Raw genomic sequence first — 22,923 nt, forward strand, 5'->3', positions numbered from 1 at the left:
GGAGGGCCCCGGACCGGGCCGGGGTCCGTACCCTGGGGACATGAAGATCCTGCTGCCCGACACCCTTCTGCTGGACCCCGTGCTGCCCGAGGGATGGGAGGCGGTGACGATCGATGCGCGCGCCGAGATCCCCGCCGAGCACCATGACGCCGCAGTGCTGGTGGTCTGGGGCGCCTCGCGCCGCCACCTCTCCTCTGCGGCCGAGAATCTGCAGGACCTGCAGCTGGTGCAGTCACTCTCGGCTGGGGTCGACGGGATCCTTGCCGCTGGTTTCGAGGCGGACGTGGTGATCGCCGCCGGGGCCGGGCTGCACTCGCTCACGGTCAGCGAGCACGCCCTCGCGCTGCTGCTGAGCCTGCTGCGGCGGCTGCCGGAGAGCCGCGAGGCCCAGCAGCGCCACGAATGGTCCTCGGAGCTGGGCGGTCTGCAGCCGCTCCACCCCGAGGGCCGGATCACCACCCTGATCGGTGCGCGAGTGCTGATCTGGGGCTTCGGCCAGATCGGGCAGAATCTCGCCCCCACCCTGAAGGCGCTCGGTGCCGAGGTGCGCGGCGCGGCCCGCAGCGCCGGCACCCGTGCCGGCTTCGAGGTCATCTCCGACGAACAGGTGCAGGACGCGCTGCCCGAGGTCGACGTCCTGATCGACATCCTGCCCGCCACGGAGCAGACCGCCGGGGTCGTCGGCCGCGAGGTGCTCGCGGCGCTGCCGGATCATGCGGTGCTGATCAACGTCGGCCGCGGCGCGACCGTCGACCAGGTCGCACTGCGGGAGGCCCTCGAGGCGGGCACCCTCGGCGGCGCCGGGCTCGATGTCACCGATCCGGAGCCGCTCCCGGCGGGAGATCCGCTGTGGGACGCGCCGCGGCTGCTGATCACCCCGCATGCGGCGGGCGGCCGCCCGGTGGGGGCCGACGAGCGGATCACCGCGAACCTGCGCGCCCTGGTCGAGGGCGACGAGCTGCTGCACGTGGCGGCCCGCTGAGCGCAGCCGCCACGTGCAGCGGGGTCAGGAACCCCGGGTGAAGGGGTTCTTGCGGTTGCGGCGACCGCGGGTGGTGCCACCACCCTGGGGCGCCTCGTCCGGGCCGTCCAGCGGCGGGAGCTGCATCTCGCCGGTGTAGGTCTGCAGGTGCTCGGCGACCTGCTCGTCGACCCTCGCGTCGACGCGGTCGGAGATCTCGTCGGAGTAGCGCTCGATGAACTCGCGCTGGCGAATGCGCAGCTCGAGCCTCTCGATCACCCTCACCTCGGTGCTCAGGGAGCGCCACAGCGAGACGCACATCCCGATCATCACGATCGAGAACGGGAGTGCGGACAGCAGCGCCAGGGACTGCAGCGCGGTCATGCCCGTGGCCTCCTCGTCACCGGACAGCGAGCTGACCCAGATCAGGGCCGCGGCGATGATGCCGGAGGACGAGGCCCAGAAGATCCGCGTGATCCGCGGCGGGTTCGGGTCGCCCTTGTGGGCGATCATGTCCATCACGAACGCGCCCGAATCGGCGCTGGTGATGAAGAAGATCGACACCAGCACCACGGCGACGCCGGACAGCAGCGTCCCCGCGGGGAGCTGGCTGAAGGTCTCGAACAGCGCGGTGTTCGGGTCGATGTCGCCGGTGCCGCCGGTGAAGTCGACGCCCTCGATGACGGTCTTGTACAGCGCGGTGCCGCCCATGATGGTGAACCACAGGAACGTCAGCGCAGTGGGCACCAGCAGCACACCGGTGATGAACTCGCGCACGGTGCGGCCCTTGGAGATGCGGGCGATGAACACGCCCACGAAGGGCGACCAGGAGATCCACCAGCCCCAGTAGAAGGTGGTCCACCCGCTGATCCAGGTGGCACCCTCCTCACCGCGGAACGGCAGGGTCTGGAAGGACAGCTGCAGGAAGTTCTGCAGGTAGTAGCCGACGTTGGAGACCACGTCACGGAGCAGGAACAGGGTCGGGCCCAGGATCAGCACGGCGACCAGGAGGATCGCGGCCAGGCCCATGTTCAGGTTGGACAGCAGCTTGATGCCCTTGTCGACGCCGCTGGCGGCGGAGAGGGTCGCGAGCGCCGTCACCACGATCACGATGATGACCTGCACCAGTGTGGAGTTCGGGAGCACTCCGAGGTGATCGAGGCCCGCGGCGATCTGATTGACGCCGAAGCCGAGTGAGGTGGCGATGCCGAACAGCGTGCCCACCAGGGCGATGATGTCGATGGCGTCGCCCACCCAGGTGTCGGTGCGCTTGCCGAGGATCGGCTCGAGCGCCCACCGGATCGAGACCGGGCGACCCTTGCGGTGCACGGCGTAGGCGACGGCGAGGCCGACCACCACATAGATGCCCCAGGCGTGCAGGCCCCAGTGCAGGAAGGTCTGGCCCAACGCGCGCTCGGCCCGGGCGGGCTCGTCCAGCCCGGCGGCGTTCGGTGGGGCACCGTTCTCGCTGAAGAAGGTCAGCGGCTCCGCTGCGCCCCAGAAGACCAGGCCGATGCCCATGCCGGCGGCGAAGAGCATCGCGAACCAGGAGAACATGGAGTACTCGGGCTTGTCGTCGTCCTTGCCGAGCCGGATGTTGCCCATGCGACTGGCCGCGACCACGATGCTGAAGACCACGAAGACGGTCACGATCAGGACGTAGTACCAGCCGATGGAGCTCACGACCGTCGAGTTCAGGGTCGAGATCGTGGAGTTGAAGAGATCCGGCAGCAGCAGGGCGAACAGCACCGAGAGCAGGATGATCCCGCCGGCGATGAAGAAGACCGGCTTCGACAGCGAGTAGCTATGCGCGGGCGCCGGACTTTCTTCGGCGGGGGACGGGGAGGAGGGGGAGAATTCGGGGCCGACGACGCGGACACGGTGCCTCTTTCCAGATGGATCGGGCGATTCAGGGACTCCAGCACCGTAACGGGCGATCCGCCGCAGGGACAGGGGACAGGCGGATCAACGGCCCTCAACGGGCCTCGGGGTGGGCGTCGCCACACTCGTGGAGGGGCGAGGGTGGGTCGGCGCACAGCAGTCGTCGGCCCCTGCGGGGCCGACGCACCGCCGGACGTCAGACGGAGAGCTCTCTCGCGAGCTCTGCCACGGCGCGGGCCGAGTACTCGGCGACCACGTCCAGCTCGAGATGGAACTGCTGACCCGCCGCGGGGCCGCACAGGTCAGAGACCGCGCGCAGCGCCACGAAGGGCACCCCGAGCGCCGCCGCGGTGCGCGCGCTCGCCGTGGTCTCCATGTCTGCGCTCAGCGCGGCGGCGAAACGTTCGCGCATCGGCTCCGCGAGATCAGCGGTGACGAAGGCGTCCCCGGAGAGCATCAGTCCGCGGCGCACGCCACGGCCTTCTCCCTGGCCGTCGGCTCGCAGCGCCGCCCGTTCCGCCGCATCCACCCAGGACGGCACGGCCTCGAAGCGCTCTGGGCCGCCCGGCAGCTGGCCGGGCGCGTAGCCGAAGGCGGTCGCATCGGCGAGCGAGTAGGTGAAGGTCTCTCCCACGATCAGGGTCCCGACCTCGACATCGGCCGCGAGCCCGCCGCATGAGCCGGCGGCGACCACCAGCGAGGAGCGCTGCTGAGGATCCCCCAGGTCGCCGCAGCGGTCGCGGCGGCGATGCCGATGCCGGTGGTCACCACCACGGTCTCGGTGCCGTGCAGCGTGCCGCGCACCGCGGCCACACCGCCGGTGAAGGGGACCTCGAGAGACGTGGCGCCCTCGAGACGGGCGATCAGCGGCGCGGACTCCTCGGGCATCGCGGTGAGGACCAGCAGGGGGCCCGAGGTCGGGCGGGGTGCGGAGTGCGAAGGCATGGCCGAAGGCTACCGGGGCGCGGTGACGGTCCGTGGCCTCAGGTGTGTTCGTTAGGCTGGTCTCATACGCCAGCGAGGCGGCCCCGAGCGGGTCGCAGACAGGAGGCAGTGATGGGTCGCATCCGAGACGCCGTGATGACGGGGGCGCGCGCCGTGCGGCGGATCCCGATCCCCGCCACCGTGTCCCACCAGGCGCTGAGCGAGGCCCGCCGGTCCACGCCTCCCGGTCATGTGCTGAAGTCGCATGCGATCGAGCCCGAGATGATCGGCCGCACCCGCACCGTCTGGCTCGACGAGCACCGTGCGGAGAACGGCATCATCATCTATCTCCACGGCGGCGCCTACGTCTCCGGACCGTTCGCGAGCGACTGGGCGTGGCTGTCCCGCCAGGTCGACGCCCGCAACTGCGCCGGGCTGATGGTCGACTACCGCAACGCCCCCGACCACCAGCACCCGGTGGGCAGGGACGATGTCGAGTCCGTGCTCGCCGCGCTCGCGGCCGACGGTCGCCTCACAGACCGACCGTGGGCGCTGGCCGGCCAGCACTCCGGCGGCGGGCTGGCCTTCGTGGTCGCCCGGCGACTGCAGCAGAGACCGGAGATCCCCGCGCCCGCGGCGCTGATCGCCATGTCCCCGTGGCTGGATCTCGAGCTGTCCAACGCCGGGATCACCGAGACCGACCAGGTGGACCCCGTGCACGAGCGGCGTCTGCTGCGGGAAGCGGCGCGACGCTACGCCGGCCGCACCGCGCTCGATGATCCGGATCTCTCCCCGATCAACGAGCGTCTCGACGGGCTCCCGCCCATCCACCTCAGCGTCGGCATGCGTGACCTGTTCCTGTCCGAGGTGCGCGTGGCGAAGCTGCACCTCGAGGAGAACGGGGAGGACCTGTCGTACCGCGAGATCAGCGGGCGCCTGGGCCTGCAGCTGATCGCCCGCAAGGGCGAGGACATCGAGCGCCTCCACCGGGAGCAGGCGGAGCTGCTGGCGAGGGTGCTGGGCTAGAGCCCCGTCGCGATCAGCTCTGCTCGATCTGCTGTGCTCCTACCGCTCGCGGGCTCGCAGTACGTCGCTCAGCTTTCGACAATCACCAGAGAGGCGCCGGGGGCGCAGACCGTCCAGCGGCGCTGCGGCATCGCCCGGACCATCCCGGCGATGAGCAGGGCGTGCCCGACGGTGTAGGTGAGCATCACCAGCTCGGTGCTGAAGGCGATCGACGCGCCGGGCAGGAACCAGTCCATCGCCAGCAGCGAGCTGGAGACCAGGAACAGGGTGCCGCCGGACCAGGTCAGCCCGTTGCCGCCGGCCGAGAGGAAGGTCATCACGGCCAGCGCCAGCGCATATGCCGCCACGGCGGGCAGCAGGGGACCGGCGCCGTCGGCGCAGGCCACGAACAGCCCGAGCACCACCCCGGCATAGGGGATCGCCAGGGCGATGCGCATCGCATCGCGGGAGCGTGCCCAGACCGGGTACAGCGCTGCGGAGTAGAAGATCAGCGCGCCCAGGAACCCGAACACGGTGAGCAGCTGGAAGATGTCCGGCGCCAGCTGTCCCAGGCTGTCAGCGCCCCATGCACACAGCAGCCCAGCCACCAGCAGGGTGGTGGTGCGCGAGCGCTGCGGTGCGGCGGTCAGCAGGACAGCGATCAGCAGGGGCGCGAACAGGGGCTGGGTCAGGCGCCGGAGCATCTCGGCGTCCATCATCATCGCGCCGAGATGGGTGGTCGCCGTCAGGGCGTAGACGGCCCACAGCAGCAGGTGGACTGATCGAATCGACGGCACTGTCCAAGCCTAGGAACCGCCTCCGACCAGGACCAGGGCGCAGACCGCACGGGCCGGGCACGTTTGGATAACGTCCGGGCACGTTTCGGTCACGACCCCTGACACCTGTGTGAATTGCCGCGGGTTGCCCACGTGAATGTGAACTGGGCGTCACATTTGTTGTGGTGCGTTCACGCCGAGGGCATCAAGACCCTCGACGAGGACCCGCTCGGTGAGCTCGGCCAGAGCGAGGCGCCCGGCGCGCAGCTCCTCATCGGACTCCTTGAGGATCGGGGAAGCCTCGTAGAAGGAGGTGAACGCCTGCGCGAGGGAGAACAGGTACGCGCACAGACGGTGCGGCTCGTAGTCGGCGCCGACGGCGGTGAGCGTCGGCCCGAACTCGAGCAGCGCCAGCGCGAGAGCGCGCTCTGCGTCGTTCTCGACTCGCGGCGCGGCCGCGGCCGTGATGCCCTGCGCCGCGGCCTTGCGGCCGATCGAGCGGATCCGCGCCACGGCGTACTGCAGGTACGGGGCGGTGTTGCCGGTCAGGGCGAGCATCCGGTCCAGGTCGAAGGTGTAGTCCGAATCGTGCGCAGTGGACAGGTCCGCGTACTTCACGCCGCCGATGCCGATGTCGTGGGCGATCTGCTCCCGCTCCGCCTCCGGCAGGTCGGGGCGCAGCTCGTCGATCACGGAGCGGGCGGTGGCCACCGCCTCCTCGAGCAGCGCCATCAGGCGCAGCGAGGAACCGGAACGGGTGCGCAGGATCTTCCCGTCCTCGCCGAGCACGGAACCGATCTTCACATGCTGCGCCTCGACGGTCTCGGGCAGCCAGCCGGCCTCGCGGGTGCTGGCGAAGACCATCTGGAAGTGCAGCTCCTGCGCCGCGCCGACGACGTAGGCGATGCGGTCCGCGCCGAGGGTGTCCACGCGGTGCCGGATCGCGGCGAGGTCGGTGGTGGCGTAGCCGTAGCCGCCGTCGGACTTGCGGATGATCAGCGGCAGCGGCTCCTCGTCGCGGCCGATGAAGCCCGCAGGGAACACGCATAGCGCGCCGTCGGAGATCTTCGCGATGCCGTCGGTCTCGAGATCCGCGCACACGGCCTCGAGCTGGCCGTTGTAGCTGGACTCCCCGGCGAGGTGCTCATCGGTCAGCGTCACGTCGAGCATGTCGTAGATGCGGTGGAAGTACTGCTTGGACAGCTCCACCAAGTTCGTCCAGATCCGCAGAGACTCGGGATCGCCGGACTGCAGGGTCGCCACGCGCCGGCGGGCACGGGAGGCGAAATCGGAGCCCTCGAGGCCGGCGCCGCGCGAGCTCTCCTGCTCGGCCGTGTCGAACTTCGCGCGCGCCGCCTGGTAGAAGGCGTTGGGGTCGGTGCGCAGCAGATCCGCCTCGGCGCTCTCCTCGCCCACTTCGAGCAGGTGCTCGATGAGCATGCCGAAGGGCGTGCCCCAGTCCCCGATGTGGTTCTGGCGGATCACGGTGTGCCCGAGCTTCTCCAGGGTGCGCACGATCGAGTCGCCCACCACGGTGGTGCGCAGGTGGCCGACGTGCATCTCCTTGGCGACGTTCGGCGCCGAGTAATCGACCACCACGGTGTCCGGGGCCTCGGGGAGGGGACGCCGAGGCGTGCGTCGGCCGAGAGCTCGCGGGCCTGCGCGGCGATCCAGTCGGTGCGCAGGCGGATGTTCAGGAAGCCGGGCCCGGCGATCTCCGGGGTCTCCGCGATGTCCTCGAGGTCGACCACGGCCAGGATCTCGGCGGCGATGTCGCGGGGCTTCTTTCCCAGTCGCTTCGCGAGGCCCATCGCCGCGTTGCACTGGAAGTCAGCGAACTGCGAGGGGCGGATGATCGGATCCGCGTCGGCGAACTCGGGCCCGAAGGCGGAGGCGAAAGCGGACTGGAAACGCTGGGTCAGCGCGATCTCGGGAGCAGGCATGCCTCCAGCGTAGTCGCCGGGCACGGCAGGTTCCGCTCCGTCGGGCGTGATGCTCGACAGACCTTCGCGACCGACCTTCCCCGGCGGCTCCCGGCACTGCCAGGAGCTCCACTGCGGGGTTGCCCCCATGGCCGGAAACCGCTCCCGCTCCTTAGGCTGGGGGCATGCGCTCCGTACTGACCCTCATCCTGAACATCATCTGGCTGCTCACCGCGGGGTGGGCGCTGTTCCTCGGTTACCTGCTCGCCGGCATCCTCGCCTGCATCCTGATCATCACGATCCCCTTCGGTCTGGCCTCGTTCCGGATCGCCGGCTTCGTGATCTGGCCCTTCGGCCGCGAGGTCGTGGACACCCGCAGCGGCGGCGCGATGAGCACCCTGGGCAACGTGATCTGGTTCGTGATCGCCGGCTGGTGGCTGGCCCTCGGCCACGTCGGCACCGCTCTCGCGCAGGCCGTCACCATCATCGGCATCCCGCTGGCCTGGGCGAACCTCAAGCTCATCCCGGTGACCTGCTTCCCCTTCGGAAAAGAGGTCATGGACACCGACTCGGCCCGTGCCCGGATGTTCCCGACGGCGCGCTGAGCAGCCCCCGATGACTCCTGTGGACCCCGTGGATCAGGACGAGTACCGCCGTCTCAGCGACCTGCTCGCGGTGGGCCTCGCCGTGGCGAGCACGCAGCAGGAATCCCGCGACCTCGCCGTGACCGTCGACTCCTACCTCGACATCTCCTACGACCCGCCCACCATGCTGATCGCGCTGTACGGCATGGGCCGGGCCGCCGAGGCCGTGGAGGAGGCCGGGCACTTCTGCCTCAACCTGCTCTCCGAGGATCAGCATCACCTCGCCGACCGCTTCGGCACCCCGGCCGCGCCGCTGCAGGGGATGCTGAGCGGCCTCGAGGTGGCTCGCACCGGTGATGGGGACGCGATCCTTCCCGGCGTGCTCGCCCACTTCGCGATCCGGGTCGAGCAGGCGGTCGACGCCGCCACCCATCGTCTGCTGATCGGCCCGGTGATCGAGATGGGCGAGGGGCGGATCGATGCGGGCCCGGCCGTGCGCTTCGCCGGCGAGAGCCGCGATCTGCGCTGAGCCGTGACGACTATCCTCGCAGTCATGGAACTGCTCTCCGCTCCCACGGTGCGGCGCCCGTGAATCCTCTCCTGAGGCTCGCGCTGCGCCTCCTCTCCGTCGCCCGCGTCGACATGCGGGAGGACTACGAGCGGGTCCGCCAGCTGCAGCGGCAGCTGGCGACGCTGCCGGCCGTGCGGTACCGCACCCCCACCTGGGACACCTTCTCCGACAGCGGGGACGGGCACCGGGTGCCGGTGCGCGTGTTCACCCCGCGGGAACAGCGCCGCGAGGAGCTGCTGCTGTTCTTCCACGGCGGCGGCTGGGTCACCGGGGACATCGAGAGCTACACGCCTGCCTGCGGCACCATGGCCGACCTCACCGGCTGCCGGGTGGCGTCGGTCGACTACCGGCTCGCCCCCGAGCATCCGTTCCCCGCCGCGCTCGAGGACTGCTACGGCGCGGCCCGCAGGCTGCTCGAGGACCCGCGCCGCGCCGGGCTCGAGAACGCCGACCAGATCGTGCTGATGGGCGACTCCGCCGGCGGGAACCTCGCCGCGGCCGTGTCGCTGCTGCTGCGTGAGCGCGGCCACCGCCCGCCCTCGCGCCAGATCCTGCTCTACCCCGTCACGCACTGGGACCACGATCCCGAGACCTCCCCTTCGCCTCGGTGCGCCGTCACGGGGAGGACTACCGGCTCACGAACACCGAGGTCGAGGACTACTTCGACATGTACGTCCCCGACCCCGAGCAGCGGAAGAGCCGCCTGGTCTCCCCGCTGATGGCGACCGATCTCTCCGGCCAGCCCGACACCCTCATGATCACCGCCGAGCTGGATCTGCTGTGCGACGAGGGCGAGGCCTACGCCCGGGCCCTTGAAGAGGCCGGGAACCGGGTCCACCTGCACCGCGTCGAGCGTGCCCTGCATGGCTTCATCAGCCTGCCCCGCTTCGCCCGCCCGCTCAGGGAGGCCTACGAGGTGATCGACGAGTTCCTCGACCAGGGTGCCCCCGGGCAGGAACGCGCATGAGAAGACCGGTCAGCCGTCGGCACTGGGTCCGCCTGGACAACGCCTCGAACATCTTCCCCGCCGCCCGCAGCGACGTGGACCCCAAGGTGTTCCGGATGAGCGCCGAGATGGACCACGAGGTCGATCCCGCGCTGCTGCAGGAGGCGCTCGACGAGACCTTCGCCCGCTTCCCGCTCTACCACGCGGTCCTGCGCCGCGGCGTGTTCTGGTACTACCTCCAGGACAGCGATCTGCTCCCGGTGGTGGAGGCGGAGACCGAGCCCAGCTGCGCCCCGATCTACCAGCCGGATCGCCGCACGCTCCTGTTCCGGGTGCTGCATCACCGCCGACGCATCAGCCTGGAGATCTTCCATGCGCTCTCCGACGGCACCGGAGCGCTGTGGTTCCTCACCGATCTGCTGACCGGGTACTCCCGTCGCCGCTTCCCGCAGGAAGCGCTGCCCGATGCCGCCGCGGACGAGGTGCGACCGGGTGCGCAGGAGCGGCCGGATCCGCCACCAGAGGCTGTCGGCGCTCGCACCGGTGCCGAAGCTGCCGAGGAGGTGCATGAGCTGACCACCGACTCCTTCGCCCACTACTTCCGCAGCCGCCGCCGACGCCGCCGTGCCGAGGCCGACCACCAGGAGGAGTTCAGCCGGGAGGCCGCGCCCGCCGTGCTCACGGTCGAGGAGGCCGACGCCCCGGTGGAGGAGGCGGTCGAGGAGCCTCCCGCTCCGCGACCCGCCCGTCGGCGGATCCACCGGGTGCGCGGCACCCGCACTCCCGATCACCGCACCCGCGTCATAGAGCTCACGATGCCGGCGAAGCCTCTGCTGGGCATCGCGAAGTCGGAGGGGGCGGCACTGACGATGTACCTCACCGCCCTGTTCTTCGAATCGATCCGCCGCACCGACGCCGGGGCGCAGGGACCGCCCACCATGGCGGCGTCCGTGCCGGTCAACCTGCGCCAGTTCTTCCCCTCGAGCTCCGCTCGGAACTTCTTCGCGACCATCCGGGTCGAGCACACCTACGGCCGGGGCGATGACTCGCCCGGAGCGGTGGCCCGCGCGCTCCAGGAGAGCTTCAGCGCCGAGGCCACCCCGGAGGCGCTCGAGCAGAAGCTGCACCGGCTGCTCCGCGTGGAGCGCCTGCCGCTGGCCCGGATCGTGCCCCGGCCCGTCAAGGACCTGCTGCTGAGCCTGATCAACCATGCGAACAACCGCAGGCTCACGGTCGCGATCTCCAACCTCGGCCGGGTCAAGCTGCCCGAGCCCGCCGAATCCCATGTGGGGCGGATGCTGTTCCACGTCTCCGCGGTGCGGCCCCAGTTCTGCGCGATGTCCCACGACGGCCTGCTGACCCTCAGCTTCACCGCCCCCTTCGTGGAGACCGACCATGTGCGGGAGTACGCGGCGCTGCTCACCGAGGCAGGTGTGGACGTCACCGTCTCCGCGGTGCGGGCCTCGGAGGATGAGCTGATGGAGTTCGGGACATGAGGCGCTGCCCGGACTGCACCGTCGAGGTCGAGGGGGAATGGGCCCGCTGCCCGCTGTGCGGGACCACGCTCGTGGGCGAGCCCGTGCCCGGCCCGTACCCGACCGTGCCGCTGCGCTTCTCCCGGCGCAGGGTGCTGCGGGTCCTGTTCCTCACCTCGCTCGCGGTGATCGTTCTGTCTTTCCTCGCGCAGCTGCTGTTCGGGCGCGATCAGGACGGCATCGGCGCGCTTCGCAGCGTCTGGCTGGGGATCGTCACCACCTGGCTCGTGGTGGTCATGGCCGTCAGCAAACGCCGCAACCTCGCGAAGTTCATCGTCTACCTGGTGGTGCTCGCAGGAGGCGTGTGCGTCTATTGGGACTACCTCTCCGGCTGGAGCGGCTGGTCCCTGACCTTCGTCGTGCCGATCGTGTGCGCCGCCTCGATCGTGGGACTGCTGATCACGGCGCGGGTGGTCCGGATCGAGGTGGGGGACTACGTCGTCTACAGCGGGCTGACCGTGCTGCTGGGGCTCACCCCGATCCTCTTCCTGGCGCTGGGATGGGTGGGCACGGTGATCCCCTCGGCGATCTGCGGGGGCCTCAGCGTCGCCGCGGTGGTGCTGCTGCTGACGGTGCGGGGCGGGATCGTGCGCCACGAGCTCGCCAAGCGGCTGCACCTGTGAGCGACAGCGCACGCTGAGACGCACTGCGCAGCGAGTGCACGGCGCGCCGACGGGGCCAGCGCCCACGATCTCCCTAGGATGCAAGACGCACGCGCGCACGGAGCGCAGGCATGCATGGCCCCCAGGGCGGGCCTCCGACGGCAGGAGAGAAGGTCGATGGACAGGGACCCGCGCGGCGGCCAGGACCGGGACCAGGACGACGACTGGATCTTCGCCATCGATGATCCCCACAGCCTGCCCACCGACCGTCTGCCCGACCGCGCCGCCTTCGACCGCTACGCCACCCCGCTGCTCGCCCGCCGCGCCGCCTCGCCGGCCCTGCCGCCCGGCGAGAACGAGACGGTGGACCTCAGCAGCCTCGACCTCGAGCCGGACACCAGCACCGGGGCGATCCCCATGGTGGGGGCCGACGATGAGGACCCCGCTGCGACCGAGCCGGAGGACTCCGCCGAGGACGATCAGCTGGTCGCCCCGCTGCGGTCCCCGGGCGCCGTCTCCTACGCCCGCTCCGGCACCACCCCGAACGCCGAGCACGACGAGATCCCGCTGAACGGGCTCGTGCTCCCGGACCGCTTCAAGGAGCTGGGCGTGTTCGACGCCCTCCGCGACGTGCTCGCCCTGATCTGCCTGGTCGCCGCACTGACCACCACCTTCACCCTCGCGGACAGCCAGCTGCTGGAGCTCGGCGGGAAGATCGGCATCGGCACCGGTATCGCGGCGCTGGTCATCGTCCATCTTCTGCGCTGGGTCCCCGAGAAGGCCCCGCTGGGCGCGGTGCGGATCCTGCGGGTGGCGGGCCTGCTGCCTGCGCTGCTCGTCGCTGTCACCGTGATCGTCGCGGACCTCGTGCTCTCGCTGCCGAAGCTCTTCGCCTCCCTGCCCGAGGGACCGCCCGTGGGCATCGGCATCGGCGTCTCCCTGCTGCTGCTCGGAGCGATCCTGGGCATCGAACCACGTGCCCATGAGGGCTACCTGCCGAAGCAGCGGGCACGCAGAGTCTCGCGCACCCTCCTGCTGGGCGTCGCCGGAGGTGCGACCCTCGCGCTGCTGATCGCCCTGGTGATGATCGTGGGGCGGGTGTTCACCACCGGCTGGGCGTTCTCGCTGATGACCTTCGCCAACGCCCTGGTCTCCGCGCTGCTGCTGGCCATCGTGCTGACCTCCGCACTGCGCCGCGAGCGTGCCTGGTACGTGTTCTCCACCGCCGTGGTGGCGGCGCTGGTGATCGCCGCGCTCGCCGACAACACCCTCGGGCTGCAGTTCGCGGCGCCGCTGAGCTTCGCCTCCGGCTTCGTCTACCTGCCGTTCCTGGTCGCGGCCTTCGGACTGATGATCTCGCGCTCCTTCGTGCGCAGCATGCCGGTCTCCTTCCGCCGCACCGACTGGCTGGTCTACACCGTGCGAGCCTTCGAGTTCAGCGCGCTCATGCACGCCGCCGCCGTGGTGTGGCACCTGCTGGCCGCGATCGCCGCCACTGCCGGGCAGGCGCCCGGAGGCACGGTCCTGCACCTCATCGACGCGGTCGTCTGCGCCTGCTTCGTGGTGGTGTCCCTGTTCGGGCGCACCTCGCTGCTCTCCCGCCCCGCCGTCACCGCCCGCGCCAGCGGCGTGGTCGCGGCGCTGGTGCTGGTGGTCGTCGGCTTCCTCGACGTGATCGTGAACTCGCTGGCGATGGCGGCAGGGGCGGGCCTGGTCACCGGCGGTGTCGCCCTGTTCATCGGCCTCGGCGCCGCCCTGATGCTCACCGTCCCCGCCCCGGTGCGGGACGAGTTCGGCGCCCCCGACGTCACCCGGATGTTCGCCGACTTCAGGGCCCGCGACGGCGGGCGCGTCTCGCTGCTGGAGCGGGTCCCGGATGTCGCCGATGAGACGGCGCGCCGCAAGATCTTCCCCGCGGCCTGACCCGCCCCGCCCCCTTTCAAGACCCTTCCTCCCCACACCCTGGAGAACCATGTTCCGCTGGAGCCTGCACGGAGACGGACGCACCATCGCGCCCGACGCGATCGTCCGCCCCGAGGAGCGCCTGGCCTGGCCGCTCACCATCGGGATCGGTGCCCAGCACGTGGTCGCCATGTTCGGCGCGACCTTCCTGGTGCCGCTGCTGACCGGCTTCCCGCCCTCGACCACGCTGCTGTTCTCCGGCATCGGCACCCTGCTCTTCCTGATCATCACCCGCAACAAGGTGCCCAGCTACCTGGGGTCCTCCTTCGCCTTCATCGCCCCGATCACCGCCTCCACCCAGGCCGACTCGATGGGCGCCGCGCTCGGCGGCGTGATGGTCACCGGTATCCTGCTGGCGCTGCTGGGGCTGCTGGTCGCGAAGATCGGCACCCGCTGGATCAGCGTGCTGATGCCGCCGGTGGTGATGGGTTCGATCGGCCCTGATCGGTTTCAACCTCGCCCCCACCGCGTACGAGAACTTCCAGAAGTCGGCGGTCACCGCCACCGTCACCCTGTTCGCGGTGGTGCTGTGCACCGCCCTGTTCAAGGGGATTCTGGGCCGGGTCTCGGTGCTGCTGGGCGTGCTGATCGGCTACGGCGTGGCCGTGCTGCGCGGCGAGGTCGTCTTCGCGCCGGTGGCGGAGGCCGCCTGGATCGGGCTGCCCGAGTTCCACCACCCCGAGTTCAACCTCGGCCTGCTGCCGATGTTCCTGCCCGTGGTGCTGGTGCTGTTGGCCGAGAACGTGGGGCACGTGACCAGCGTGGGCCTGATGACGAACCGCAACCTCGACCACATGGTGGGGCGCACCCTCGCCTCCGACGGCATCGCCACCGCGCTCTCGGCCGGCTTCGGCGGCTCGCCCACCACCACCTACGGCGAGAACATCGGCGTCATGAGCGCAACCCGCGTGTACTCCACCGCCGCGTACTGGGTCGCGGGCATCGCCGCGATCCTGCTCTCGCTCTCCCCGAAGGTGGGCGCCGCGATCTTCACCATCCCGCCGGGCGTGCTGGGCGGGGTGACCTTCGTGCTCTACGGCCTGATCGGCATCGTCGGCGTGCGGATGTGGGTCGACGGCAAGGTCGACTTCTCGAAGCCCAAGAACCAGTTCACCGCCGGTGTCGCGCTGGTCGTCGGCATCGCGAACGTCACCTGGACCTTCGGCAGCATCGAGCTGACCGGCATCGCACTGGGGACCCTCGCGGCGCTGATCATCTACCACCTGATGCACCAGCTGGGCCGCGCCACCGGCACCGATCAGGTCACCGAGCCCGCCGAGAAGGTCGCCCCGTCCCGCGAGGCCTGAGCTCGGCCGGGCCAGCGCTCAGTCGGGGTGGTCGGGCGCGGTGATCAGGGAGAACAGGTCCTTGGGATCGTCCGGGTCGGCGATCACGTCGATCCAGGCCAGCAGGTCGGAGCCCTGGGTCGCGTCCTGGGCGTAGCGCAGCGCCGAGAAGTCCGCGAGCGCGAAGCCGACCGAGTCGAACACCGTCACCTCCTTGTCCGAAGTGCGCCCGGCGGCGTTCCCGCTGAGCACTTGCCACAGCTCGGTGACCTCCGCGTCCTCTCCGAGCTGCTGGATCTCGCCCTCGATGCGGGTCTGCGGCTCGAACTCCACCACCACGCGGGCGTGCTCGAGGATCGCCGGGTCCAGCTCGGTCTTGCCGGGGCAGTCCCCGCCGATGGCGTTGAGGTGCATGCCGGGCCGCACCTGCTCGCGATGCAGCACCGCGGCGCGCGACTTGTCCGCGGTGCAGGTGGTGACCACGTCGGCGCCCTCGACCGCCTCGTCCACCGATTCGCACAGCTGCACGTGGAAGCCGAGGGGTTCGAGGTTGTGGCGCACCTTCTCCACCGCCGCCTCGTCCACGTCCACCACTCGCAGCTGATCGATCCCGAGCACGGCCCGGAAGGCGAGGGCCTGGAACTCGGCCTGCGAGCCCGCCCCGATCAGGGCATGGACCCGCGCCCCGGGGCGGGCGAGCTCCCGGGCGGCGAGCGCCGACATCGCGGCGGTGCGCATCGCGGTCAGCAGCGTCATCTCGGCGAAGAAGATCGGGTAGCCGTTGTCGACGTCGGCGAGCACGCCGAAGGCGGTGACGGTCTGCAGGCCGCGGGCGGGGTTCAGCGGGTGGCCGTTGACGTATTTGAAGGAGTAAAGCTCCCCGTCGGTGATCGGCATCAGCTCGATCACGCCGAAGGGGTGTGGCTGGCGAGGCGGGGAATCTTCTCGAAGGAGTCCCAGCGGCGCAGGTCGTCCTCGAGGTACCGGACCAACCCGGCCATGATGTTCTCCGCGCCGTCGCGCCGGATCCAGCGGCTCGTGCCGGGCACGTCGAGCAGGTGGGGCATCGTTCTCATCTCCCGTCGTAGGGCGCGTCATCGCGCAAGGTCGAGGAGTGCTCTGGCCCTCAGGGTAGGCCGACGGGCGGGCCACCCGGCGCGATACCGGTCGACCCGCCCGTCGGCGGTGGTGCAGTGGTGTGGTGGTGCAGCGGTGGATGGGGGACGCTCAGAAGAAGCCGAGCTTGTTCTCCGAGTAGGAGACCAGCAGGTTCTTGGTCTGCTGGTAGTGATCGAGCATCATCAGGTGGTTCTCGCGGCCGATGCCGGAGGACTTGTACCCGCCGAACGCGGAATGCGCAGGGTAGGAGTGGTAGTTGTTCACCCAGACGCGGCCGGCCTGGAGCGCGCGGCCGGCACGGTAGATGGTGTTCTGCTGGCGGCTCCACACGCCCGAGCCGAGCCCGTACAGGGTGTCGTTGGCGATCGAGATCGCCTGGTCGTAGTCGCTGAAGCGGGTCAGCGCCAGCACCGGCCCGAAGATCTCCTCCTGGAAGATGCGCATCGAGTTGTCACCCTCGAAGATCGTGGGCGTGACGTAGTAGCCGCCGGAGAGGTGCCCGCCGAGATCCGCTCGCTCACCGCCGGTGAGCAGCTTCGCGCCCTCCTGCGTGCCGATGTCGATGTAGGACAGGATCTTCTCGAGCTGGTCGTTGCTGGCCTGCGCACCGATCATGGTGTCGGTGTCCAGGGGGTCGCCCTGCTTGGTGGCCTCCACCCGCTTGATGCCGTCGGCGACGAAGCTGTCGTAGATCGACTCCTGCACCAGGGCGCGGGAGGGGCAGGTGCACACTTCGCCCTGGTTCAGCGAGAACATGGCGAAGCCTTCGAGGGCCTTGTCGTAGAAGGCGTCGTTCTGGGAGGCGACATCCTCGAAGAAGATGTTCGGGCTCTTGCCGCCCAGCTCGAGGGTCACCGGGATCAGGTTCTGCGAGGCGTACTGCATGATCAGGCGACCGGTGGTGGTCTCGCCGGTGAAGGCGATCTTCGCGATCCGGCTGTTCGAGGCCAGCGGCTTGCCCGCCTCGACACCGAAGCCGTTCACGATGTTCAGCACCCCGTCGGGCAGCAGATCCCCGATCAGCTCAGCGAGCACCAGGATCGAGGCCGGGGTCTGCTCGGCGGGCTTGAGCACCACGCAGTTGCCTGCCGCGAGGGCGGGGGCGAGCTTCCACACCGCCATCAGGATCGGGAAGTTCCAGGGGATGATCTGCCCGACCACGCCGAGCGGCTCATGGAAGTGGTAGGCGACGGTGTCGTCATCGAGCTGGGAGAGCGTGCCCTCCTGGGCACGGATCGCGCCGGCGAAGTAGCGGAAGTGGTCCACCGCGAGCGGCAGGTCCGCGTTCAGGCACTCCCGGATCGCCTTGCCGTTGTCCCAGGTCTCGGCGACCGCCAGCATCTCGAGGTTCTCCTCGATGCGGTCGGCGATCTTGTTGAGGATCACCGCGCGCTCGGCCACGGAGGTCTTCCCCAGGCGGGCGCTACGGCATGGGCGGCGTCGAGCGCCTTCTCGATGTCCTCGGAGGTGGAGCGGGCGGCCTCGGTGAAGACCTCTCCCGTCACCGGAGAGGGGTTCTCGAAGTACTCACCCTTGGTGGGCGGCACCCACTGGCCGCCGATGTAGTTCTCGTAGCGGGGCTTGAAGGTGACCTTCGAGCCCTCGGTTCCCGGACGTGCATAGACAGTCATGACGTTCCTTTCGCAGGCGGTGCGCAGCCGACGTCGTCGTCGGATGCCCAGCACCGTAATCCAGGTCACGTTGCATGAACGTTGCGTGGGGTCGGGGCCTCAGATCTTGCGGTGGGTGGCGGCGGGATCCTGTGGGCCTTCGGTGTCGGGGGTGCGCTCGGGGATCCAGGGGTCTTCGTCCTCGTCGACCGGGACATCGCCGTTGACGAGGCGGGATTCGAGGGATTTGGAGTAGATCGGCACGGGATCGGAGGTGACTTCGATGGTCCCGTCGATGTCCTGCCATTCGCCGCCGGCGACGGAGAACTGCCCGGAGAAGGTGGTGGTGAGGGTGATGTCGTACCAGCCTTCCTGGGCGTAGGTGGCTGAGACGACTTCGGAGGGGTAGGGCTTGCCGGGATTGGTGGTGGTGATGGTGTTCCCGTCGCCGAGGTTCCAGTGGTAGGAGCGCGGGGTGGCGCGGATGGCGACCGGGGTGTCGAGCAGTTCGACGCTGAGCTCCTGCGGCTCGGACTCGGCGTAGAGCACGTTGATCATGTTCACGGCGAGCCAGCCGTCGGTGGGGCCGGCGTGGGCCTGGAGGGGCTTAACGGGCATGCGGGCGAAGTCGGACTGGGTGACGGTGATGACCACCGGTGGCGCCTTGTCGAACTCGGGGGTGTTGGGACGGGCGCAGCGGATCCCGAGATCGGTGCGCTCTCCGGTTTCGTTGTCGATGCGGGTGCCGCGTTGGGTGACGCCTTCGGAGGGACCCTGTGCCGGGGTGGCCCCGCCGATGATCAGTGCGTCGCCCACGCCTTGGAAGCTGCTGCCGTTGCCCGCTTCGCAGGAATCGGCGTGCGGGGCGCAGGACCACGAAGAGCCTCCGCTGACGTCCGCGCCGCAGCCGGAGAACTCCGAGACGGGAGCCCAGATGTAGCTGTGGGGCGGTGGGGGCGGCGGCTTATTGTGCGAGTCTGCGCCGCCGGGATTGTTATTACCGTTGGTGACGTCTTCCCTGACCCTGCTGTGTCCGACGCCGAAACTCGGTTCATCGGAATTTTCGTGAGTCTCCGGAGCGGGGGAGTCCGACGAGTTTGCGTCTTCAACAGGGGAAGGGGCTGGCGGCTCGGGCGCCGCATGAGCTGGAAGTGCCAGTAGGGCCATGAGCGTTATGCCGATAATGAGGGCCAGGGTTCGTAGTGGGTCGAGAGCTGCAGTGCGCTTTGTGACAACTTCACAGGTCACTATCCGTCTCCTCGATACTCAATCCACCGACAGTCCAGTAGCCGTCATTCCAGGACATCCCAGCGATCGCGGAGTACGCCTTCTCCGGCACCTCTGTCGTCTGGCCGCCCGCGCTGGGCTCCGCATGTTCGCCCACTATGTAGATATATCCGATCTCATAATCGTAATTTTCGGATCCATACGTTTCTGAACCGTAAGCGGATACTTGGGTATCGCCCCAGTAGGTGCCATTGCTTCGGATGTCGTCTATCTGAGAAGTTATTTCGCGGCATCCATCACATGTTGGCCCAGACATTTTGATCGTAGCTTCGGCGGACCCCGTTTGGTACCCCCAGAACAGCAGGTCGACGTAGTACCGGAACGCCTGCTCCGCCCCCTCCGGCGTGTTCTCGTCCATCCCCGCGTACTCCGACGGGTCGGGCGGAGGGATGTCGGGGGCTCCGGCCGTGGGCGACTCGGTCTGTTCGCCGCCGCCGTCGCTGGGCTCGGTGTCACCGCCGCCGTCGCTGGGCTCGGTGTCACCGCCGCCGTCGCTCGGATCGCTGATGCCGATGTCCGGCGGGGAGTGGTGACAGGGCCGTCGTTCGGTTCGCCGCAAGCCGCGAGGCCGAGCAGGAGGGCGCCGGCAGCGGCCACGCTGAGGAGACGACGGGGCATGGAAGTGCCTTCCGGGAGTGTGTCAGATCACCGACACGGTATCCAGGAACCGCGTTTGCTGGCACCGGATCGCGACGATTGTGGACAGAGCGGCGGAGCAACGGCGTGGGAGCCGTGCTCAGCAGTCCTCTCCGCGCAGGTCACGGGCACGCGCTGCGGCCCACGAGCGTTCAGGAGCGTCGGCGGGGGCGAGCTCGAGGATCGTCATCAGCACCTCGAGTTCGTGCTCCGCCGCGGGCCGCTGCGCGTACCGCCACAGCTGGACGGAGGTGCCCACCTCCAGCAGGAGCTCGCGGAAGTGGTCATCGAAGCGTCGCCGGATCCGACAGATCTCGGGGGCCTCCGAAGAGGGCAGCAGCTCTCCGGTGCAGTGGTCGAGAGCAGCGTCGAGGTCCCCGCGCTCGAGAGCCGCCCGGGCCTGCAGCAGATCGCTGGAGACGTTTCCCTGCAGCCGGTACGGCCGCGAGGCGATCGTCAGTCCACTCCCCTCAGCGAGCAGCTTGCGCAGCCGGACCACCTCGGCGCGCACAGTCCCCTCCGCGCCGATGCTCCCGTGCAGCTGCTCGGCGAGCTCCCCCGCCGCTGACCCCCTCGGGGGAGAGGTGCAGCAGCGTGAGCAGCTCGGCGTGGCGCCCGCGAAGCTCGATCGTGCGGGAGCCCGCGCGCAGCAGCGGGGTACGACGTCCGGTGAGCAGAAGCTCGGCCGCTGCGGCAGGCGAGGGGCGCGGCAGGATCCGCGGCCGGCGGGGCGAGGGGGCGTCCACCGGGTCGGGGCTCAGCAACAGCCCGCGCAGCTCGTCCTGGGCGGCCCGAGCGGTCGCCTCGAGCAGCGGCAGCACCAGCGGGGAGACCGCCTCGGCGGTGCCGGTGACGTCGAGGATCCCGAGCGCCTCCCCGGTGTGGGGGTGCCGCACCGGCACAGCGCTGCAGCTCCAAGGATGCACGGCCTCGTGAAAATGCTCCGCCCCGACCACCTGCATCGAGGAGGCGGTGGTGAGGGCGAGAGCGGGAGCGGAGGTGCCCATGGCGGCTTCGGACCAGTCCGCGCCGGCGGCGAATCCCATGTCATCAGCGCGGGAGATCAGCTGGGGCCGCCCTTCGACCCACAGCAACCGCCCGCGCGCGTCGCCGAGCGCGACCACCAGCCCGGCCTCGACGGCTGGATCGATCAGCCTCGAACGCAGCAGCGGAAGCACCGCGGAGAACAGATGCTCGCGCCGTGCGGCAGCGAGCTCCTCGCCCTCGAGCACGGCGCCGGCGGGGAGAGCATCCGCGGGCCGGGCGGCCAGCGAGCGGCGCCAGGAAGCGAGCACAGACTCCCGGACCAGGCCGCCGTCGCCGCGCAGCTCGGTGTGGGCGCGCAGGTCTTCATGGGCGCGCAGAAGCTGCGCCTGGTAGGCAGAATCCGTCGGTGACCAGCTGGTGGCGGTCATCCGAACTCGTCCCGGGATGCGGGAACGGAAAAGCATGCATAGATCACGATCCACCTCGTCGTCGCTCGTGTCACAGCTGAGGCGACCGTACCCCGTGGGTGCGGGCGGGGCAACGGCTGCGGGCCGGGCGGGGCCGTCGGCTCACGCGTCATGGCCGACGGTGTTGCGGGAGACGAAGTTCGCCGCGTACTCCTGCTGGGTCAGCTCGAGGACGGGAGGCTTCGACGCCGGTGGCTGCGGCGTGCCCCAGGGGTTGACGAGGACCACCACCTCTTCACCCCTCTCGTTGGTCGAAAAGCCTTCGACGATGTACACGTGGCCGTCGACGACATCTCCGTCCGGTGCGCCACCGAGCAGCCATCCCGGCGGCGTGCTGGTCACCACCGACTTGCCGTCCTCGAGGTCCGCCCGGACCGAGTCGAAGCTGGCGTCGATGGAGACGCTCCCGCTGTCACCGGTGATCATGTCGAATCCCTTCCCGGCAAAATTCGCCTCGAGATCGCCGTAGTCCCCGCCGACGTGTTCGACGGCCGCCCGCTCGTAGACGCTCATCCAGGAGATGCGTTCGGAGAAGGAGCCGCTGTCGTGGTCGATGCGCCCGCGGACTCCGTCCTTGATCAGTTCTTCCTGCGTCACGACATGCTCGACCGGTTCGCCGTCCTCGTAGAGCGTCACGATCCAGTAGTCCTCGTCCGGGGTGGGGCCGTGGATCAGCTCGATGTGCTCCGCGATGAGCTCCGGGTTCTGCGCGGCCACGGACGCGAGCGTCGCGAGGAACCAGCAGTCACCGAAGTCGTTGCCCTGGACAGTGCTCCTCGGGTCGAATGCCTCGATCGTCTCGAGGTCCACTCCGATGGTGCGCGAGCTGACGTTCCGAGGGTCTTCGAAGCCGCCCAGTGAATCCTCGGTCGAGCCGCCGGACGCCCCGAAGAGGCGGCGCAAGAGGTCTTCGGCATACCCCGGGGAGTCTGCCTGTCCGAGCAGGGACCGCAGCGAACTCATCGATGACGGCAATGCGGGGGCGTCCGGCGTCGAGGCGAGGTCCTGCTCGTGCGCGTGTTCTGAGAGCTCGTCGGCCATCTCGCCCACGCGCCGTGCGATGGCGTCGAGCCGTGCTCGGAGAGCATGCATCTCCCGATCGAAGGCGTTCCGGTCGTGACCGACCCAGATGCTCGGGTCATCGGCGTGGAGGACTGCGCTCAGGACATCGCGCAGGTCGCCCGCGCGTCGTCCGGCAGTCGTCCCCAAGGCGGAGAGGACAACGGTGTCAGCACCCAGCATCAAGTACGCTCCATCGTCGAGACTGTGACTCGGATCATGCTAGATCGAGTGGTGAAGCCTGAGGGGAGGGGATGGGTGAATGTGGATGAAGCACCGGGGGACGTCGTGCCCGTTCGCGGCGCACACTCCTCGTCGGGGTGGCGGCGATGATCGCTCTGACCGGATGCACGCCCGCGGCACCTGAGCCCGTTCCGGTGGACGAGGCCCGCGCGCAGTACCGGGAGATGCTCCCGCCGCTGCAGGAGTCGATGCTGCAGGGCGCGAACGCGAGCTGGGACGAGGACTCGGAGCGGGTCCGTTTCGACGATGACGGGATCTGCCGCTGGTCGCCAGGGGATTCGAGCGCCGAGATCATGCTTCCAGAGGATGATCCGGAGGCCTGGGATGCCCGTCGTGAGGCGATCAACCCCGTGCTGGTCGAGCACGGGTTCGACGAGGTCGGCGGCGCGATGCGGCGCAACGGTGCCCCGGCCTACGGGTTCTTCAGCGATCGCGCGGACGGCGCCGGGGTGCACGTCTACACCGCGGCGGGGACCACTGTGGTGCGCGTGTTCGGGATCCCGGTCGAGGAGTCGGCCTGCCGCTGAGGCAGGTGGATCCCGGCGAGCATGCAGCGCACC

General features: G+C 69.6%; 19 protein-coding genes and 4 pseudogenes. 11 read left to right on the plus strand and 12 right to left on the minus strand.

What is annotated here, in order from left to right:
• Nucleotides 1–40: 40 nt before the first annotated feature.
• Nucleotides 41–982 carry an NAD(P)-dependent oxidoreductase gene (locus tag H3H54_RS04160; RefSeq protein ID WP_262425639.1) on the plus strand — a complete coding sequence of 314 codons (942 nt, stop codon included), beginning with the start codon at nucleotides 41–43 and terminating at the stop codon, nucleotides 980–982.
• Nucleotides 983–1,006: 24 nt separating this feature from the next.
• Here H3H54_RS04160 and H3H54_RS04165 read toward each other — a convergent pair whose 3' ends face one another.
• From H3H54_RS04165 to H3H54_RS04175, 3 genes are all read right to left on the minus strand, one after another.
• Nucleotides 1,007–2,710, minus strand: a complete 1,704-nt coding sequence (locus tag H3H54_RS04165) for a BCCT family transporter (protein WP_262425640.1) — start codon at nucleotides 2,708–2,710, stop codon at nucleotides 1,007–1,009.
• A gap of 328 nt (nucleotides 2,711–3,038) precedes the next feature.
• On the minus strand, nucleotides 3,039–3,536 hold the full coding sequence (gene mtnN, locus H3H54_RS04170; RefSeq protein ID WP_262425641.1) for a 5'-methylthioadenosine/S-adenosylhomocysteine nucleosidase: 498 nt from the start codon (nucleotides 3,534–3,536) through the stop codon (nucleotides 3,039–3,041).
• Complete coding sequence (locus H3H54_RS04175; RefSeq protein ID WP_262425642.1) at nucleotides 3,479–3,787, minus strand: hypothetical protein; 309 nt, start codon at nucleotides 3,785–3,787, stop codon at nucleotides 3,479–3,481. The genes mtnN and H3H54_RS04175 overlap by 58 nt, the downstream gene beginning before the upstream one ends.
• A gap of 111 nt (nucleotides 3,788–3,898) precedes the next feature.
• Here H3H54_RS04175 and H3H54_RS04180 point away from each other — a divergent pair, with 111 nt between their 5' ends.
• A complete protein-coding gene (locus H3H54_RS04180; RefSeq protein ID WP_262425643.1) occupies nucleotides 3,899–4,792 on the plus strand; it encodes an alpha/beta hydrolase in 894 nt (297 codons plus the stop codon).
• 68 nt (nucleotides 4,793–4,860) lie between these two features.
• Here the strand turns inward: H3H54_RS04180 and H3H54_RS04185 are convergent, their stop codons facing one another.
• Together H3H54_RS04185 and argS are read right to left on the minus strand one after the other, a co-directional pair.
• Nucleotides 4,861–5,568: a lysoplasmalogenase gene (locus H3H54_RS04185; RefSeq protein ID WP_262425644.1), complete on the minus strand. Its 708-nt coding sequence runs from the start codon at nucleotides 5,566–5,568 to the stop codon at nucleotides 4,861–4,863.
• A 150-nt stretch (nucleotides 5,569–5,718) separates the two neighbouring features.
• Nucleotides 5,719–7,490, minus strand: a pseudogene (argS, locus tag H3H54_RS04190) (arginine--tRNA ligase).
• A 164-nt stretch (nucleotides 7,491–7,654) separates the two neighbouring features.
• Between argS and H3H54_RS04195 the strand changes: the two are divergent.
• The 8 genes and pseudogenes from H3H54_RS04195 (at nucleotide 7,655) to H3H54_RS04225 (ending at nucleotide 14,976) form a co-directional block, all read left to right on the plus strand.
• Nucleotides 7,655–8,074 (plus strand): YccF domain-containing protein, encoded by a 420-nt coding sequence (locus H3H54_RS04195; protein WP_262425645.1) that lies wholly within the window; start codon nucleotides 7,655–7,657, stop codon nucleotides 8,072–8,074.
• Between the two features lie 10 nt (nucleotides 8,075–8,084).
• Entirely contained in the window at nucleotides 8,085–8,582 is a 498-nt protein-coding gene (locus H3H54_RS04200) for a flavin reductase family protein (protein ID WP_262425646.1), read from the plus strand.
• Between the two features lie 59 nt (nucleotides 8,583–8,641).
• Nucleotides 8,642–9,343 (plus strand): alpha/beta hydrolase, encoded by a 702-nt coding sequence (locus tag H3H54_RS04205; RefSeq protein WP_316249136.1) that lies wholly within the window; start codon nucleotides 8,642–8,644, stop codon nucleotides 9,341–9,343.
• A complete protein-coding gene (locus tag H3H54_RS18670; protein ID WP_316249137.1) occupies nucleotides 9,292–9,591 on the plus strand; it encodes an alpha/beta hydrolase fold domain-containing protein in 300 nt (99 codons plus the stop codon). Before H3H54_RS04205 ends, H3H54_RS18670 begins: the two co-directional genes overlap by 52 nt.
• A complete protein-coding gene (locus H3H54_RS04210) occupies nucleotides 9,588–11,066 on the plus strand; it encodes an alcohol acetyltransferase (protein ID WP_262425647.1) in 1,479 nt (492 codons plus the stop codon). Before H3H54_RS18670 ends, H3H54_RS04210 begins: the two co-directional genes overlap by 4 nt.
• A complete protein-coding gene (locus tag H3H54_RS04215; RefSeq protein WP_262425648.1) occupies nucleotides 11,063–11,728 on the plus strand; it encodes a DUF6320 domain-containing protein in 666 nt (221 codons plus the stop codon). The genes H3H54_RS04210 and H3H54_RS04215 overlap by 4 nt, the downstream gene beginning before the upstream one ends.
• 156 nt (nucleotides 11,729–11,884) lie before the next feature.
• Nucleotides 11,885–13,630: a hypothetical protein gene (locus tag H3H54_RS04220; RefSeq protein ID WP_262425649.1), complete on the plus strand. Its 1,746-nt coding sequence runs from the start codon at nucleotides 11,885–11,887 to the stop codon at nucleotides 13,628–13,630.
• 49 nt (nucleotides 13,631–13,679) lie between these two features.
• Nucleotides 13,680–14,976 (plus strand): annotated as a pseudogene (locus H3H54_RS04225) (uracil-xanthine permease family protein).
• An 18-nt stretch (nucleotides 14,977–14,994) separates the two neighbouring features.
• Here the strand turns inward: H3H54_RS04225 and H3H54_RS04230 are convergent.
• The 7 genes and pseudogenes from H3H54_RS04230 to H3H54_RS04260 form a co-directional block, all read right to left on the minus strand.
• A pseudogene (locus H3H54_RS04230) lies at nucleotides 14,995–16,022 on the minus strand (ornithine cyclodeaminase).
• Nucleotides 16,023–16,182: 160 nt separating this feature from the next.
• A pseudogene (locus H3H54_RS04235) lies at nucleotides 16,183–17,705 on the minus strand (aldehyde dehydrogenase family protein).
• Nucleotides 17,706–17,804: 99 nt separating this feature from the next.
• Nucleotides 17,805–18,500: a PKD domain-containing protein gene (locus H3H54_RS04240; protein WP_262425650.1), complete on the minus strand. Its 696-nt coding sequence runs from the start codon at nucleotides 18,498–18,500 to the stop codon at nucleotides 17,805–17,807.
• A 421-nt stretch (nucleotides 18,501–18,921) separates the two neighbouring features.
• On the minus strand, nucleotides 18,922–19,530 hold the full coding sequence (locus H3H54_RS04245) for a DUF6318 family protein (protein ID WP_262425651.1): 609 nt from the start codon (nucleotides 19,528–19,530) through the stop codon (nucleotides 18,922–18,924).
• Nucleotides 19,531–19,707: 177 nt separating this feature from the next.
• The gene (locus tag H3H54_RS04250) at nucleotides 19,708–20,118 is read right to left on the minus strand and encodes a hypothetical protein (RefSeq protein WP_262425652.1); all 411 of its coding nucleotides are present in this window, start codon (nucleotides 20,116–20,118) and stop codon (nucleotides 19,708–19,710) included.
• On the minus strand, nucleotides 20,078–21,022 hold the full coding sequence (locus H3H54_RS04255; RefSeq protein ID WP_262425653.1) for a GAF domain-containing protein: 945 nt from the start codon (nucleotides 21,020–21,022) through the stop codon (nucleotides 20,078–20,080). Before H3H54_RS04255 ends, H3H54_RS04250 begins: the two co-directional genes overlap by 41 nt.
• A gap of 141 nt (nucleotides 21,023–21,163) precedes the next feature.
• On the minus strand, nucleotides 21,164–22,153 hold the full coding sequence (locus H3H54_RS04260; RefSeq protein WP_262425654.1) for a C2 family cysteine protease: 990 nt from the start codon (nucleotides 22,151–22,153) through the stop codon (nucleotides 21,164–21,166).
• A gap of 296 nt (nucleotides 22,154–22,449) precedes the next feature.
• Here H3H54_RS04260 and H3H54_RS04265 point away from each other — a divergent pair, with 296 nt between their 5' ends.
• Nucleotides 22,450–22,890: a hypothetical protein gene (locus H3H54_RS04265; protein ID WP_262425655.1), complete on the plus strand. Its 441-nt coding sequence runs from the start codon at nucleotides 22,450–22,452 to the stop codon at nucleotides 22,888–22,890.
• Nucleotides 22,891–22,923: the final 33 nt, after the last annotated feature.

It is taken from the genome of Brachybacterium sp. Z12, from assembly GCF_014400405.1.
Classification (GTDB): domain Bacteria; phylum Actinomycetota; class Actinomycetes; order Actinomycetales; family Dermabacteraceae; genus Brachybacterium.